At 65.9% G+C, this 15,699-nt stretch carries 12 protein-coding genes; 3 read left to right on the forward strand and 9 right to left on the reverse strand.

The window, feature by feature from the left end:
• Nucleotides 1-28 precede the first annotated feature (28 nt).
• The 6 genes from OKW43_RS20545 to OKW43_RS20570 all read right to left on the reverse strand — a co-directional run bounded on the left by OKW43_RS20545 (nucleotide 29) and on the right by OKW43_RS20570 (nucleotide 9,033).
• Nucleotides 29-1,330: an acetyl-CoA C-acetyltransferase gene (locus OKW43_RS20545; protein ID WP_429449450.1), complete on the reverse strand. Its 1,302-nt coding sequence runs from the start codon at nucleotides 1,328-1,330 to the stop codon at nucleotides 29-31.
• A gap of 77 nt (nucleotides 1,331-1,407) precedes the next feature.
• Nucleotides 1,408-2,343 carry a MaoC/PaaZ C-terminal domain-containing protein gene (locus OKW43_RS20550; RefSeq protein ID WP_187632786.1) on the reverse strand — a complete coding sequence of 312 codons (936 nt, stop codon included), beginning with the start codon at nucleotides 2,341-2,343 and terminating at the stop codon, nucleotides 1,408-1,410.
• A 14-nt stretch (nucleotides 2,344-2,357) separates the two neighbouring features.
• On the reverse strand, nucleotides 2,358-3,773 hold the full coding sequence (locus OKW43_RS20555) for a 3-oxoacyl-ACP reductase (RefSeq protein ID WP_429449453.1): 1,416 nt from the start codon (nucleotides 3,771-3,773) through the stop codon (nucleotides 2,358-2,360).
• A 146-nt stretch (nucleotides 3,774-3,919) separates the two neighbouring features.
• On the reverse strand, nucleotides 3,920-6,418 hold the full coding sequence (locus OKW43_RS20560; protein WP_429449455.1) for an acyl-CoA dehydrogenase: 2,499 nt from the start codon (nucleotides 6,416-6,418) through the stop codon (nucleotides 3,920-3,922).
• A 169-nt stretch (nucleotides 6,419-6,587) separates the two neighbouring features.
• Nucleotides 6,588-7,475 (reverse strand): TetR/AcrR family transcriptional regulator, encoded by an 888-nt coding sequence (locus tag OKW43_RS20565; RefSeq protein ID WP_429449458.1) that lies wholly within the window; start codon nucleotides 7,473-7,475, stop codon nucleotides 6,588-6,590.
• A 304-nt stretch (nucleotides 7,476-7,779) separates the two neighbouring features.
• Nucleotides 7,780-9,033 (reverse strand): MFS transporter, encoded by a 1,254-nt coding sequence (locus OKW43_RS20570; RefSeq protein WP_187632782.1) that lies wholly within the window; start codon nucleotides 9,031-9,033, stop codon nucleotides 7,780-7,782.
• A gap of 315 nt (nucleotides 9,034-9,348) precedes the next feature.
• Here OKW43_RS20570 and OKW43_RS20575 point away from each other — a divergent pair, with 315 nt between their 5' ends.
• Entirely contained in the window at nucleotides 9,349-10,758 is a 1,410-nt protein-coding gene (locus OKW43_RS20575) for a 3-deoxy-D-arabino-heptulosonate 7-phosphate synthase (RefSeq protein ID WP_429449460.1), read from the forward strand.
• A 90-nt stretch (nucleotides 10,759-10,848) separates the two neighbouring features.
• Here the strand turns inward: OKW43_RS20575 and OKW43_RS20580 are convergent, their stop codons facing one another.
• The gene (locus OKW43_RS20580; RefSeq protein ID WP_429449462.1) at nucleotides 10,849-11,253 is read right to left on the reverse strand and encodes a DUF6566 family protein; all 405 of its coding nucleotides are present in this window, start codon (nucleotides 11,251-11,253) and stop codon (nucleotides 10,849-10,851) included.
• A gap of 225 nt (nucleotides 11,254-11,478) precedes the next feature.
• On the opposite strand from OKW43_RS20580, the gene OKW43_RS20585 reads away from it, so the two are divergent.
• Together OKW43_RS20585 and OKW43_RS20590 are read left to right on the forward strand one after the other, a co-directional pair.
• The gene (locus tag OKW43_RS20585) at nucleotides 11,479-11,853 is read left to right on the forward strand and encodes a phage holin family protein (protein WP_187632779.1); all 375 of its coding nucleotides are present in this window, start codon (nucleotides 11,479-11,481) and stop codon (nucleotides 11,851-11,853) included.
• Nucleotides 11,850-12,152 carry a hypothetical protein gene (locus OKW43_RS20590; RefSeq protein WP_429449464.1) on the forward strand — a complete coding sequence of 101 codons (303 nt, stop codon included), beginning with the start codon at nucleotides 11,850-11,852 and terminating at the stop codon, nucleotides 12,150-12,152. Before OKW43_RS20585 ends, OKW43_RS20590 begins: the two co-directional genes overlap by 4 nt.
• A 40-nt stretch (nucleotides 12,153-12,192) precedes the next feature.
• Here the strand turns inward: OKW43_RS20590 and OKW43_RS20595 are convergent, their stop codons facing one another.
• Entirely contained in the window at nucleotides 12,193-12,870 is a 678-nt protein-coding gene (locus OKW43_RS20595; RefSeq protein ID WP_429449466.1) for a hypothetical protein, read from the reverse strand.
• A gap of 471 nt (nucleotides 12,871-13,341) precedes the next feature.
• Entirely contained in the window at nucleotides 13,342-15,678 is a 2,337-nt protein-coding gene (locus OKW43_RS20600) for a filamentous hemagglutinin N-terminal domain-containing protein (protein ID WP_429451740.1), read from the reverse strand.
• Between the last annotated feature and the right edge of the window lie 21 nt (nucleotides 15,679-15,699).

Raw genomic sequence — 15,699 nt, forward strand, 5'->3', positions numbered from 1 at the left:
CCTGAAAATGTTGGTATGCGCTGCCGCGCTAGCGTTCCAGAATCGCGACGACCCCCTGGCCGCCCGCCGCGCAGATGGAGATCAGCCCGCGTGCGCTGCCGGCCGGTTTGTCGAGCTGTGCGAGCATCTTCGCGAGCGCGGCGACGATGCGTCCGCCCGTCGCCGCAAACGGATGGCCGGTTGCGAGCGAACCGCCGTTCACGTTGAGCTTCGCGCGATCGATCGCGCCGAGCGCGCCGGCGAGGCCAAGCTGCGTGCGGCAATATTCGTCATCCTGCCATGCCGCGAGCGTGCACAACACCTGCGCCGCGAACGCTTCGTGGATTTCATAGAAATCGAAGTCCTGCAGCGCGAGGCCCGCGCGCGCGAGCATGCGTGGTACCGCGTAGACGGGCGCCATCAACAGGCCTTCCTGCTGGTCGAAAAAGTCGACCGCCGCCGTTTCCGACCAGCTCAGATACGCGAGCACCGGCAAGCCGCGCTCGGCCGCCCACGCCTCGCTCGCGAGCAGCACCGCGGACGCGCCGTCGGTCAGCGGCGTCGAATTGCCGGCGGTCAGCGTGCCGGCGTCGCGGTCGAACACCGGCTTGAGAATGCCGAGCTGTTCGAGCGACAGGTCGGCGCGCAGGTTGTTGTCGCGCGCGAGGCCCTTGTACGGCGTCATCAGATCGTTGACGAAGCCGCGCGCGTACGCATCGGCGAGCTTGCGATGGCTGTCGTATGCGAGTACGTCCTGCGCCTCCCGGGAGATGTTCCAGCGCTTGGCCATCAACTCGCAATGCTCGCCCATCGACAGCCCCGTGCGCGGCTCGCCGTTGCGCGGCAGGAGGGGCTTGAAGAACATGCCGGGCCGCAGCCTGCTGAGCGCGGAGATACGCTGCCCCGTACTCTTGCCGCGATTCGCTTCGAGCAGGATCTTGCGCATCCGCTCGTTGACGCCGATCGGCGCGTCGGACGTGGTATCGACGCCACCCGCGATGCCCGCGTCGATCTGCCCGAGCGCGATCTTGTTGGCGACGAGGATCGCGGCCTCGAGGCCGGTGCCGCAGGCCTGCTGCACGTCATAGGCGGGGGTTTCCTTCGCGAGCGTGGCGGACAGCACGGACTCGCGCGTCAGGTTGAAGTCGCGCGAATGCTTGACGACCGCGCCCGCCGCGACTTCGCCTAGACGCACGCCGTGCAGGCCGTAGCGATCGATCAACCCTTGCAGCGTGAAGCTCAGCATGTCCTGATTCGATGCGCTCGCGTACGCGGTATTCGAGCGGGCAAACGGAATCCGGTTGCCCCCCACGATGGCGACGCGGCGCACGGCGGGTTGCGGGTGGGGCATGCTCGGCTCCTTTGGCTCGTTCCCGGATTATCGGGCGATGCGGACGATGCGAACGATGTGAACGGCGCGCTCGCGGCTCACAGCAGCCGCCACTGCATGCGTCCGCGTAAATGCGGCTTTTCTCCGGCGATATCGCGCACCTCGATATCCCGCTCGATCAGCGACGGCGATGCGCTCCACAGCGACGCTTCGCCCGGCAGCAGCATCGGCACCTTGAACTCGGCGCTGAGTGTCGCCTCGGCGAGCGGCTTCGGCGGCTGCAGCGACGACGCGGCACGCGCGAGCGTCCACATGCCATGCGCGATCGCGCGCGGAAAGCCGAACGCTTTCGCTGACAGCGCGCTGATGTGGATCGGGTTGTAGTCGCCGGACGCGCTCGCGTAGTCGCGGCCCAGTTGCGGCGCGAGCTGCCAGCGCGCGATCCGTTGCAGCGCATCGGAGCCGAGCGTCAACGCTTCGAGCGGATGGCCGAGCGCCGGCACCGCGCGCTTCAGATAGACGCTGTCGCCGTCCCACACCGGCTCGCCGCGTCGATAGATGCGCGTATGCACGACGAACGCCTGGCCCTTGTCGTGACGCAGCAGCGCGCCGAATTCGACCTCGATGCGCAGCAGGTCCTTGAATGCGAGCGGCCGGCGCAGCCGCACGTGATTGGCCAGATGCACGAGTCCGAGCGCGGGCCACGGAAACGCAGGGTCGGTCAGCATCAGCAGATGCAGCGGAAACGCGAGCAGGTGCGGGTAGGTGAGCGGTACGCCGTGCTCGGGAATGAAGCCGCACACGCGCGCATAGCGCCACACGGGGCCGGGCTCGAGCGCGACGGCGGGGCGCACGAGCCGCAATGGCGGCAGCCGCGTGTCGCGTCCGCGCTTGACGATGCCCGCCAGCGCGCGTCCATACAGCTTCGCCGGCGCGGGCAGGGTGTCGATGACGACGGTTTTCGGCCGCGCGCCGTCGCCGCCCGGCGCGGGCACAAGCTGACGGCTGCCGAACGGATCACGCGGTTCTTCCATGCCCATGCTCCCGTTCAGGCGCCAACCAGGCTTTGACCGCACACGCGCACGACCTGGCCCGTCACACCCGCCGAGCCCGGATGCGCGAGCCATCCGATGGTCTGCGCGACGTCGACGGGCTGGCCGCCCTGGCTCATCGAGTTCATGCGGCGGCCGGCCTCGCGGATCGCGAGCGGCATTTTCGCGGTCATCTGCGTTTCGATGAAGCCGGGCGCGACCGCGTTGATCGTAATGCCGCGCGCGCGCAGTTGCGGCGCCATGCTCTGTACGCGGCCGATCACCCCCGCCTTCGACGTCGCGTAGTTGGTCTGGCCGGGATTGCCCGCAATGCCGCTGATCGACGACACCGCGACGACACGCCCGCCGTCGCGCAGGATGCCGCCCGCGAGCAGCGCGTCGTCGATGCGCTCCTGCGCGCTCAGGTTGATGTCGATCACGCTTTGCCACGCGGCATCGGTCATCTTCGCGATGGTCTTGTCCCGGGTAATGCCGGCGTTGTGCACGACGATGTCGACGCCGAGCTCGTCGAGCGCGGCGGCGATCTGCGCGGACGCTTCGGGCGCGGCGATGTCGAACGCGAGCACGCTGCCGTTCAGCTGACGGATCGTCGCATCGAGCGCGTCGCGCGCCGACGGAACGTCGAGACCGATCACATGCGCGCCCTCGGCCGCGAGCACGCTCGCGATCGCGGCGCCGATGCCGCGCGCGGCGCCCGTGACGAGCGCGCGCCGGCCGGCGAGCGGCTGGCGCCAGTCGAACGCGGGCGCGTCGTGCGGGAGCGCGCGATGCGCCGCGATCCGCACCACCTGGCCCGACACGTACGCCGAGCGCGGCGACAGAAAGAAGCGCAGCGTCGCCTCGATGCCGCTTTCAGCGCCTTCCTCGACATACACGAGATTCGCAGTGATGCCGCGCCGCGCTTCCTTGCCGAGCGAGCGCACGAGCCCTTCGAGCGCGCGCTGAGCGGTCCACTGACGCGGGCTCGCGCAGGCCTCGGGCGGCCGGCCCAGCACGACGATGCGCCCACACTTGCCGAGCGAGCGCAGCGTGTCGTGGAAAAAGCCGTGCAGCGGTTCGAGCAGGCTGCTGTCGTCGATACCGCTCGCGTCGAACAGCAGCGCCGCGAGCTTGCCCGGCGAACCGGCTTCGGCCGGCTCGAAGCGGCCGGTCATCAGACCGTGGCGAGTGGCGAGCGGTATCCAGAGCCCGGCGCTTTCATGTGCGACGCTCGTCATGCCGACGCTCGCGATCAGACTCGCGAACGCGTCCAACAGGCGCGGCTCGCGGCCCGCGCCGATCGCGATCAGGCCGTCGAACTCGGGCCGGTCCGCGCGATAGCGCCGCAGCACCTCGGGCTTCGGCAGCCCGAGCGAGCCCGCGAGACGGCCGCCGAACGGCGAGTTGACGAACTTCAGGTAGGAGTCGTTCATGTTATCGGTTGCTCCGCTGGACGCGCCGCGGCCGGCCTGCGGGTTTTTTCAGGGGCGCCGGACGTGTGTCAGTGTGCCTTGAGTCGTGTGACTCGGGTACGGTTTGCGGCGCCGCGTCGACAGTTTTTTCGGCGCGAGCGCGCTCGTCACGCCGCGAACTCCAGCGCCTTGTCGAGCGCCTGCTTGCGCTGTTGCAGATGCGCGAGCAAGTCGAAGTCGGCGGCGAAATCGTCGACCTTGACGACCTGCGCGCCATAGCGCGCGTAGTCGTCGAGCACGCGCCGCTCGTCCGCGTCGATGAGCCCCTGGCGTTGCGCCGCATCCGTCCATGTGGCGAGCTGCGGCAGGCTTTGCGGCATCGGTTCGAGCAACCCCTGCTTGACCGCGTCGCGCAGCTTCTGCTCGATCCGCGTGAATGGCGGATTCAGCGCGAACACGAGCTCGCCAAAGCCGAGCGCATCGACATCGGGATGCGGCACGTACGACTCGGCCACGAGCCGCTCGCGCGCGGCGCCGGGCGTTTGCATCAGCTCGGCGATCTCGCTGCCGAGCCGATCCGACGGCTCGCGATGCGGTAGGCCGAACGGGAACGCGAGCACGCGCACGAGCGTCGCGGCAACACGGTTCGGGTAGTTCGCGAGCGCGCCGTCGAGCGCGTGTTGCGCCTTGTACAGCGCGTCCTCGACGCCCCAGCGCACGAGCGGCAGGTCGGCCTGCTGACGGCCTTCGTCCTCGAAACGCTTCAGCGTCGCCGAGATCAGGTAGAGCTGCGACAGCACATCGCCGAGGCGCCCCGAGATCCGCTCCCGGCGCTTTAGCTCGCCGCCGAGCACGAACATCGACACGTCGGCGAGCAGCGCGAACACGGTCGACAGACGCGTCGCCGCGCGATAGTACGTATGAAGCGGCGCATACGCGCTGCGCGGCTTCGCGATCAGCGCGCCGCCGCTCAGCCCGTACACGACGCAGCGCACCACGTTCGACATCGTGAAGTTCACATGACCGAAGAACGCCGCGTCGAATTCGCGCAAGCCTTTCACGCGATCGGGCTCGCGCGTCGCCGTCATTTCCTTCAGCAGGTACGGATGGCATCGAATCGCGCCCTGGCCGAAGATGATCAGACAGCGCGTCAGAATGTTCGCGCCTTCGACAGTGATCGAGATCGGCATCTGCTGATACGCGCGCGCCAGAAAATTCGACGGCCCCATGCAGATGCCCTTGCCGGCCGCGACGTCCATGCCGTCGTTGATGACCGTCCGCGCGCGCTCGGTGATGTGATATTTGGCGATCGCCGAAATGACGGACGGCTTTTCGCCGAGATCGACCGCCTGCGCGGACAGGCGGCGCGCGGCGTCCATCACGTACAGATTGCCGCCCATGCGGCCGAGCGCTTCCTGCACGCCCTCGAAGTTGCCGACGGCGGTGCGGAACTGGCGGCGAAGCGCGGCATACGCGCCGGTGCCGCGCACCGCGAGCTTCGCCATGCCGACGTTCGACGACGGCAACGAAATCGCGCGGCCCGCCGCCAGACACTCCATTAGCATGCGCCAGCCGTTGCCGACCTGGGCGCGTCCGCCGATCACCCAGTCGAGCGGAATGAACACGTCCTCGCCCGAGTTCGGGCCGTTCTGGAACACCGCGTTCAACGGCCAGTGACGGCGGCCGATGTTGACGCCGGGGTGGTCTGTCGGAATCAGTGCGCACGTGATGCCGGGTTCGTCGTTCGCGCCGAGCAGATGGTCGGGATCGAGCGCGCGGAACGCCAGGCCGAGCACCGTGGCGATCGGTCCGAGCGTGATGTAGCGCTTGTCCCACGTGACGCGAAAGCCGAGCGTCTCCCGGTCGTCGTGGATGCCCTTGCAGACGATGCCGAGATCGGGAATCGCGGCGGCATCGGACCCGGCATACGGGCTCGTCAGCGCGAAGCAGGGGATTTCCTCGCCGCGCGCGAGACGCGGCAGATAGTGGTTCTTCTGCGCGTCGGTGCCGTAGTGCATCAGCAGCTCGGCCGGTCCGAGCGAGTTTGGCACCATCACCGAGACGGCCGCGGCCGAGCAGCGCGTCGCGAGCTTCATGATGACCTGCGAATGCGCGTACGCGGAGAACTGTTTGCCGCCGTACTGCTTCGGAATGATCATGCCGAGAAAGCCGTGCTGCTTGATGAACTGCCACGTTGGTGGCGACAGGTCCTGCCAGACCATCGTGGTTTCCCAGTCGTTCGCGAGCTCGCACAGCTGCTCGCATTCGACGTCGAGGAACGCCTGCTCTTCGGCGCTGAGCATGGCCGGGCCATAGCCGAGCAGCGTGTCCCAATGCGGGCGGCCCGAGAACAGCTCGGCGTCCCACCAGACCGTGCCGGCCTCGATCGCGTCGCGCTCGGTCGGCGACATTTCCGGCAAGACCTTGCCGAACGTGTCGAGCACCGGTTTCGCGAGCCATGCGCGGCGCAGCGGCTTGATCGTCAGCACGAGGGCGGGGAGCACCAACACGATCGCGAGCAGTGTCGTCAGCAGCGGGCCAGCCGCGCCGCTGACGTGCGCGGCCGCGACCCACACGATCAGCGCCGCGAGCCACCACGACGCGCGGGCCCGACCGTAGACGAGCGCGAAGGCGGCGATGACGAGCGCCAGGATGAACCACGGCATGACGTTTCCTCCTCGGTCGTTGCTGTGCGAATGCGTCCACGGATGCGGACCGATCGCGGGCTGTCGATCTTCCGTTGGTCTCCTCTGCGGTGATGCAATCGCCAGGCCACCTGCGAGCCGCGTTCCCGCGTGCGGCGTTGGCAATGTCTTGCCGGTTCGACAGACGCCGTCAGGCGGCGCCGTGCAACGCTTGCTGACCGCTTGCCGACGCCGCTTCGAGATTGCCGCGATTGCTCTGGCCGTCGGAGGGGCTGCGATGCGTCGCGTCCAACGCCTCGCGCGAGGCAGTGAACGGGGCCGTCTCGCCGCTCGTGTCTTCCTGCGCACAAGCGATCGCCTCTTGCACGCTGCCGTCGGTCGCATCGCCAAGCACCGCGGCGAACGCGGCCAGTTGCGTGTCGTCGGGCAGCGGCGCCTTCAGCGCGGCGATCATCGGCGACGCGAGGCGCGCAATCAGTTGCAGATCGTTCGTCGACTTGCCTTGCGAGAACTCGGAAATCAGGCTGTCGCTATCGGTGCCGGCGAGCACGCCCGACAGCGCGCCGATCGCGAAATGGAGCCGCCAGCCGAGCTCCTCGCGCGGCAGATGCGGCAGCGCGCGCTGGAACGCGTCAAAGAAGCGCACGGCCACCGACTCGTAATGCGCGTTCAGAAACTCGCGAATGAACGACGACGGATCGGTGTAGGCGCGCCCGAGGAGGCGCAGAAACGCGTTGCCGCCGACGCGCGGATCGCGCGACAGACGCAGCGCAGGAATGAACATCGCGCCGAGCACGTGCTCGCAGGTGAGGCGCGCGCTGAGCATCGCGTCGAAGCGGTCGAGCAGCTTCAGGCGCTCCAGGTTGAGTCGATCGAGCCGGCGCGACAGCATCGAATGAATCAGCGCTTCCTTGCTGCCGAAGTGATAGTTGACCGCCGCGAGATTGACCTCGGCGCGCGAAGTGATCTGGCGCAGCGACATCGCCTGATAACCGCATTCGATGAACAGCGTCTCCGCGGTGTCGAGAATGCGCGACTTCGGATCGGCGGCATGCCGGCCTGCTGCGCGAACTGCCATGTTGCGTCTCCCAGTTGCCGGCGCTGCCGGCTCGCCAACAAGCGATTCAAATTAATTTTTGAAACAACCGTTTTTTTCAGGATAAGAAAGGATAGCCGGTGCGATCAAGAACCGGGCTCGACTAACTCCTCTAGAAGACCTGACGGGGTCGTGCCGCGCGGAAAATAAAAAAGGCCGTTCCGAATAAACCGGAACGGCCTCGTATTGCGTTGCGATGTAATCCGGCCGCGCGCTCGACCGGGTTCACCCGGCTTTGCCGCGTTGACGCCTATTCGCGTCGCGGCGGTTCGAACCCTTGAAGCTCCTAAACGCGTTGTCCTCCGGCCGCGCCGCCCGTCGAACCCGCGCCGACGATTTCACGCGCGGACTGCGTCATGTCGATGCCGCGACGCTCGCGGCTGAACGGAATCAGCCCGCAGATCACGATCACGACGATGCCGATCACGACCGCCATCACGAGCGCGTAGTCGTTGTTGTGCACTTCGGCGATTTTCGCTTGCAGCGGACCGTTGACCGACGCGATCAGATTGCCCAACTGATAGACGAGACCAGGGAACGTCGCGCGGATTTCATCGGGCGAGATTTCGTTCAGGTGCACCGGAATCACGCCCCAGGCGCCTTGCACCGAGATCTGCATCAGGAACGCGCCGAGCGCGAGCAGGATCGGCGTGGTGGAGAATGCCCACAGCGGCAGCACCGGCAGCGCGATCAGCGCGGAGATGAAAATCGCGCGCTTGCGGCCGATTTTCTCCGACGCCCAGCCGAAGAACAGACCCCCGCAGATCGCGCCGATGTTCAGTGTGATCGTGATCCACGACACCGTGTGCGCGTCGAACTTATGCTGTACGCGCAGGAAGGTCGGATACAGATCCTGCGAGCCGTGCGAGAAGAAGTTGAACGCGGTCATCAGGATGATCGCGTAGATCGACAGGCCGACGTTCTTCCTGAGCGTCGCGACGAGGCCGGGACGCACCTTCTTTTCGAGCGTCTGGAACGCGGGCGACTCCGGCACGTGCGCGCGAATGTACAGCACCAGTAGCGCGGGCAGCACGCCGACGAAGAACATGCCGCGCCAGCCGATGTATTGATAGAACACGCCGAACACGACCGACGCAAGCAGGTAGCCGCTCGGATAACCAGCCTGCAGCAGACCCGAGACGATGCCGCGCGACTTCGGCGGCACGGTTTCCATGGTCAGCGCGCCGCCGACCCCCCATTCGCCGCCCATCGCGATACCGAACAGCGCGCGCAGCACGAGCAGCGTCATCAGGTTCGGCGACAGACCGGACAGCAGTTCGAGCAGCGAGAAGCACGCGATGTTGACCATCAGCGTCGGTCGGCGGCCGTATTTATCGGCGAGCCAGCCGAAAATCAATGCGCCGAGTGGACGCATCATCAAGGTCAGCATGATCGCGACCGCGACCGACGGAATGTCCGTATTGAACTCCTGCGCGATATCTTTCAATACGAACACCATCAGAAAGAAATCGAATGCGTCGAGGGTCCAGCCAAGATAGGCGGCGATCGTGACGTTTCTCTGTTCCCGAGTCCAGCTCATTGATTGTTCTCCTGAGTCTCGACAAACCCGCGTTTGAGCGCGGGCGGCACCATTGCCCTCGCGCCTTATGGCAAGCGCTTCCCGGCGAGTGTACGCCGAGCGTTAAGCATCTGCATGGTTGAAGCCGGTTTTCTCCGTGTTAATCCCGACGGCAATATTCGTGCTGAATTCGCAATCCATGTTTAATGTCGGGAAAATGTAATTGTCGGCTCGATTAATGTGCGTTTTTTGTAATGTTTTATCGGAACTGCCCGGTTCGCGCGCCGCACCGAACGTTCATGTACAGTTACTTCGCCAACTTATCGACATATCGCCATGTCCGTGACGCCATCGCCTTCATTGCTCGCCGAGATGCTCGACACTGTCGCGCGTCGTTATCGCCTGCCGGCGCTGGCGGCGGTCTGCGCGCCGGCGCAGCAAGCGAGTCCCGCCACGGTGCTCGCGCTCGCCATCGAGCAGGCTCGCGAGACGAGCGCTCGCGGTGAAGCGCCGGATGCGGCGAATCAGCAGTTCTTCATCGAGGCGCTCGCGCGCATGATTCGCGAGGCGATGCGTGAGGAAGGCGGCGACCCGGTGTTTCAGGCGATGCTGCTACGGCATCGCAGCGCGGTGGTGCGCGAGTATGCGTCGCTGGCCGCGCACGCGAGCGTCGATCGCCGGCTGATCTACGCGGCCGTCAATGCGATCGCTCATCCGGCCAAACAGCAGCGCCGGCTGCCCGGCCCGCAACGCGACGCGTTGGCGCGGCTGCACGCGCTCGCGTTCGCCGAAGCGTGGCCCGAGCTGAGCGAGGCCGTGCAAGCTTGCATCGATACGCCGCAAATCGCGCACGATGCGGCGCTGCAACGCGGCCTCGCGCAATTGCTCGAGAGTGCCGCGTTGCAGCGCTTGCGGCGCCTTGACGGGCTCACGTCCGACGAGCGCGTGCGTCACTACCAGTCGCTATGGGATCGCCAGGGGCCACGACCGGGAAGCTCGACTGCCGTTGCGCGAGGCTTGAGTTCGAAGCAGCGCGGCGCCGCGGTCGAAGCGTCGGCCACCGATGCGCTCGACGCACTCGCGCGGCGCCTCAACGACGCGCCTGGAGTGGTCGCTACGTATCGTGTCGTGAACTCGATGCGCGTGCCGGCCACGATACCCGCGAGCCACGAGCGCGCGAAAACCGAATGGGATGTGGTGCTGCTGCGCCAGGCGCAGCCCCCGGCCGACGCGGCGGCGTGGGACCTGTGCCTGCTCGTCGAAGCCAAGGCATCGGTCGACGCGGCCACCACCGATCTGCCGCGGCTCGTGCGTGGATTGACGCTGCTGGCGCACGCGGACCCGCATACCGTCTACTCGTTCCGGACGCAGCAGGGGACGGTGCGGCTGGGCGGCGCGTCGCTCGCCGCGCTGACGAGCGACAGGGCCGGTCTTCGCAGGACCGTGCTCTATTGCTGCGACGCGCCCGTCGAAGCGGCGCCGCGCGTGCTGAGTCCGGCGAGCCGGATGCAGCTGCTGTCGGCCCACGCCACCCTCGATTTCGCGGACGCATTGGCGGACGGGCGCGACGCCGATTGCACGGTGCTGGAGCCGGTGTGGCGTCAGTTGCTCGAATCGCCCAGATGGCAGCCGGTGTTCGACCAGTACGCGACGCTGCGCGAGGTCCGCGAATTGATGGTACATCCGGACGACTTGCGGGCCGTGGTCGGCATCGCGGACGCAAGACGGTTGAGCGCGGCGAGCTAGGCCTGCTTCGGTATCGGGCAGCGCGGCAAGGCGGTCGCACCGATCACCGGCAATGAGGATCGCAAGCCAGCAGCGGAGCGCCAATCACCGCTATTCGTCAAAGCGCCGCTGCGGCGCCGACAGCGGTGTGGAGGCGTCGCCCAGCGTCCGGTCGATCAGATAGCGGCCCCGTTCAATGCCGGCGCGCAACGCTTCGGCCTCGGTGAGCCATTCCGGCGTCACGGGCTCCGCATTGGCCAGACCCGCGGGTAGCGCCATCGGCCGACCCTCGCAGGAAATCGACACGTCGGCGATCCAGGCGTCTCGGGCGTTCTGATGCGCGGTCACCGTGATCAGTGCGCCGCGGTGGGCGTCGTGCATCGTGTGGTGCGGGCCGGGGTTCTCACGCGTGGCCGGCATCGCGCGTCCGTCCGGGGTAGCCATATCGGAGCCGGTGTCGCCGATGCTATCGCCGTCGGTGCGGTCACTGCGATCGGTTGGGGGGAGCGGAGTCATGCTGTCCTCGCGGAGCAAATGGTCTGCTCCGATTCGAGCAAGCCCTGTGCCGCCATGGCGGACGCGTGCGGGCGTCCGTCCGGGAACGGGCACGCGGCGTGCGATCGGCTAGCGCGGGTCCGGCTCTTGCGGTGCGTTCAGCGCTGGCGTCGCTTCGCTCTATCGGTCGATGAACGAAGTCTCTGCAGATTCCGGCCGGCGCAAACGAATCGTGAGGAGAACAGGATGTCGATCCATGCGAAGGTCACGAGGTGGCGCAACGTCGGGCGATTCTGCGTCGAGCGTGTCACCGACTATAGCGAGCTGATCGCGTTGGAAGTCGAGGAGACGCGAAAGCGTCTGGTGCGCGAGCTGAGCGCACTCGTGGCGTTGGCAGTCGCGGGCCTGTTCACGCTGTCCTTCATTTGTATCGCGATCATCGCTACAGCGTGGCAGACGCCTTACTTTCTTGCGGTGGTGTGGGGTGTGGCCGGCGCGTGGCTGCTCGTCTGCATCGTTTCTTTCCTCGTCGTGCGGGCGCAGAAACCGGCGCAATCGCTTCACGTCCTCAAGGCCGAGATCGACAGCGATCTCGACGCTCTCAGGGAGTCGCTCAAATGAATCAGTCAGATCATACGCACGAACTGGCCCGGGTGACTATTCTGGAACGCATGGAGGCATCGCGAACCGCATTGGTCCTGGCGAACCAGACTGCCGCATTGCCGGCGGCGCGGGGGGCCTTGCGGTCATCGGCCAGCACCGTACTCGCGTCGCTCGTCGAGGCGCCGCATGTCGCGCTGCTCCTCGCGCTGGTGATCGGCGGCATCGTGCTCGGGCCGCGTCGTACCCTTTCGATCGCGGGCCGCTCCGGTCTTACGGCGTGGATCGCCCGTAATGTGCGGCGGGCGATCACGCAGTGATACGGCCGTCGTGTGCGCAACGGACACGGCGACAGCGAACTCAGTGATTAGTCCACCACTCGGTCGCTTTCTGCTTATCCCAGGCGGGAAGCACGTCACGTTCGACGGACGCATTGGTCAGGGCCGGAAACTGTTTTTTGAATGCCGTAACGTCGTTCTCGAACTGATCTGACACGTCGATGTCCCATGTCCCGCCGCTGAAACCGGTTGCCGCCTGGTCAATCAGCGGAATGATCGGTCCGGCACGCAACTCGCCATCTTTGCGTTCGACGACCGTGGCATCGATGTGCCCAAGGTACACGATGGAGTTCGGCTTGATGTCGACGACCTCGTGAAGCGGCGCGAAGAACATGCCGTGAAACGGGAATATGCCGCTTTGCCCAGTAATTCCGCGCATCACATATTTTCCCGGGGCGAGCGGAAGTCGAATGAAATAGTGATTACCGGCGTCGCCCGTCGTTGTTGCCTGGTCGTCAAACTTGAAGTTCAACCGATCTTCGCGGCTGTCTGCCGCTCCGCGTTCCATGTGCATCACGATGGGGCTCGGCTGATAACTGGTGTGATACGCATTCTTTAACGTCACCGTCATCAACGCATACGAGTCCTTCGTCGTATCAACCGAACTCGTTGTCGTCGTCGGCGACATCGTAGAAACGGTCGCACAGCCAGATATCAACATCGTGCCTGCGATGGCGAAAACAGCTAAGTACTTTCTCATTACCGATCCGATTGGAGTCGTTGTCAGGGCTTACGCCAAATCTGATTTTCCGGATGAGGGAGTCGTCGGCGTCGACAGGATGAGGGGCGTAATGCGTTACCCGACACTTTCCGGGTATACGACAGCAGAAGAGAAAAACTTGAGTGTTGCCGTTGACGCAGCTACCTGGAAGTATGGACGTCGATCGACTTGACAGCTGCACGACTTCTGTCTCGGCACACCAGTGCTGGTCTCGGCCGCCTGATACTGGATGTGCATGATAACGGCCGCTTTGCGCGAAACTCGATAGTCAGTTCACAAGGCCGACCTGAGCTGATCGCGTCAGGCAGAGGCCGGCCATCATCGGACGCTCGCGCGCGTGTTCAGGCAGACATTCGAACGTCGGCTCCTCCCCCAAAAAGCTGCCGTTGAGATGCCGCCGCGTGACGCGGCGGAGCCCTGCTCGTGCAGGCCGCGGGTTCTCAGCAGCGTCTACCGGGCCAGTTGCCAACGCAGGATCGGATGGGTCGCGCCGGCCGGCATGACCCACACGCCGGTCGGGCTGAAGTCCCACGATGCGTCGAAGCTGGCCGGGTTGCTCATCTGAGCGGTCGTGAGGCCGTTCGACGCGGGCAGTTGGTCGCCGGTCCCGGCGCTGGCGGTTTGGGTCGTCGTCTGTTTGTCCCAGTAGACGTTCATTGCGATCGTGCCGTTGGCGGCCGGCTGGTTATAGGCTGCGACGCCGCCGAAACTGCTGGGAGTGCCCGGCGGGATGCAGCAAAAGCCTCGAACCAGCCCCGTCGCGAACGACTGCTCGATCACGCCGGAGTTGCTATGCACGAGGCCGCCCGCGCTGAGGTCGCCAAGCACCTCGCCCGTTGCATAGGATTGCGACACCGTACCGCTGTTCACGCCGACGAGGCCGCCCGGCACGCCGAATATGCCGGTGCTGACAATGCCAGTTGCGAATGACTGAACGATCCGTCCGACGTTGATACCGACGAGCCCGCCTGCCTCGCCCGCGTCGCCTACGGTAGCGCTGCTCCACGAGCGCTCGATCAGACCGTCGTTTATGCCCACCAGGCCGCCGATTGGAACGTTGCCATAGTGGGGGGCGCCCCGATAGCCGGTCGTGTACGCGTAGGTGATCAGGCCCAGGTTGCGGCCCGCCAGGATCCCGTAGGTGATGGCAATGGGATTGTTGAAGTCAGCGCCCAGGAAGGCCGTGAGCCCGCTGTTCGTCATGCCGACGTTGCGTACCACGCCAGCGGTTCCGATCTCGCCGAACAGGCCGCTCGACCGGGCCCCCGACGGCAGGTGAAACTCATCCTGACTGAAGTGGGCGATGACGTGTCCCATGCCATCGAACTGTCCCGTGAACGGGGTCGCTGCGCTGCCCAGCGAGACGAACTCGACGCCGCCGGAGGGATTGGAAGCGACATTCGTCGCACTTGCGTCGATGTCCTTGCCGAGCGCGTAGTTGCCGGCGAGGTCGAGCGATATGTTCTGCAGATCGGTCAGCGAATTGACGAGCTTATAGCCGGTGATTTGCGTGACCAGCCCGCTGTAGACCGGGGCGGTCCATGAAGCGTTGCCGAGCAGCGTGCCGGGGCTGTTGCGGCCGTTCATGTCGTAGAGAAGGCTCACGATGCCAGTGCTCTTCGACCAGTCCACGGTGCCAAGGTTGGAGACGCTGCCACCGTTGTCAACGCCCGTAGTGTCGGCGCGCAAGGTCAGATTGCCCGCGCCGTCGTTCGCGATCGTCGTGCCGCTCGTGACGGAGACATTGCGATATGCCGCAAGCGTGAGCGAAGCCGGGCCCTGCCAGCGCAGGCTCGAAGCGATGCCCAGGTCGCCCGTTGCGCCGTTGCCACCCGTTGTCGTGACATCGACCGAGGTGCCCGCGCTCAGACTGCGCTGCAACGTCCGTGCCGTAGCATCATCGATCGTGAAAGCAGGCGTTGAAAGATTCCACTGGCCCGCGTGAACGGCTGCGTGCCTGCCGAACGCCAGCTGCGCCGCCTGCGTGTCGACCGTGCCGCCGCTGCCGTCCGCATTCGTTGCCGCGATCTTGCCTTGCTGCCTGACAAGGCCGCTCTCCGCGATGAGCCAGACGTGGCCATCGCGTGTTGTCGTGCCCGTCGCGCGGATGCGCGTGCCGCTGCCCGCGAGCGCATAGACGTTCCCATCGGCAGCCTGAAGACTGACCTGCGCGGCCTTGATGCGCCCCTCGTTGACGACGGTGCCGTGACTGCCCGCCTGCACGAACACCTGTCTGCTGCTGGCCGAGTCCTGCAACAGCACCGTCTCGCCAGCCGCCAGTTCCACCGTGCCGCTGGGCGCTTTTACCGTGCCGGCGTTGATGACTGCCTGACGCGCAATCAGGAACACATCTCCGCCGCTGGAACTGATCCGGCCGAGGTTGATCACGCTCGCGTCCGAGTTGCCCGACAGTGTTAGTGCATCGCCGCCGTTGATGAAGGCGTCGTTGCAGATATCCAGGGTGGACGCGACGAAACGTCCGCCCGTGCTGACCACGCCCGAGGGCCCCACGAGGATGCCTTGCGGATTGATCAGGTAGAGGCTGCCGGTGGCGGTGAGCTTGCCGAGAATCGATGACGGATCGCCGCCCGCTACACGGTTCAGCGTCGCGCCCGACCCGTTGTTGAAGGCGACGGTGTTGCCGTTGCCGATCGAGAAGCTGTGCCAGTCGATCACGCCGCGCGACGAGGACTGGTCGATCGTTAGCGAAGTGGTGCCGCTGCTGATCGCGCCCTGGCCCCGGACGAAGGTGCCGCCCTGCGGCAGAGGTCCGGCCGCGTGGGCCATCGGCACACACCACGCGGCGAG

It is taken from the genome of Paraburkholderia sp. WC7.3g, from assembly GCF_050436345.1.
Taxonomy (GTDB): Bacteria; Pseudomonadota; Gammaproteobacteria; order Burkholderiales; family Burkholderiaceae; genus Paraburkholderia; species Paraburkholderia podalyriae.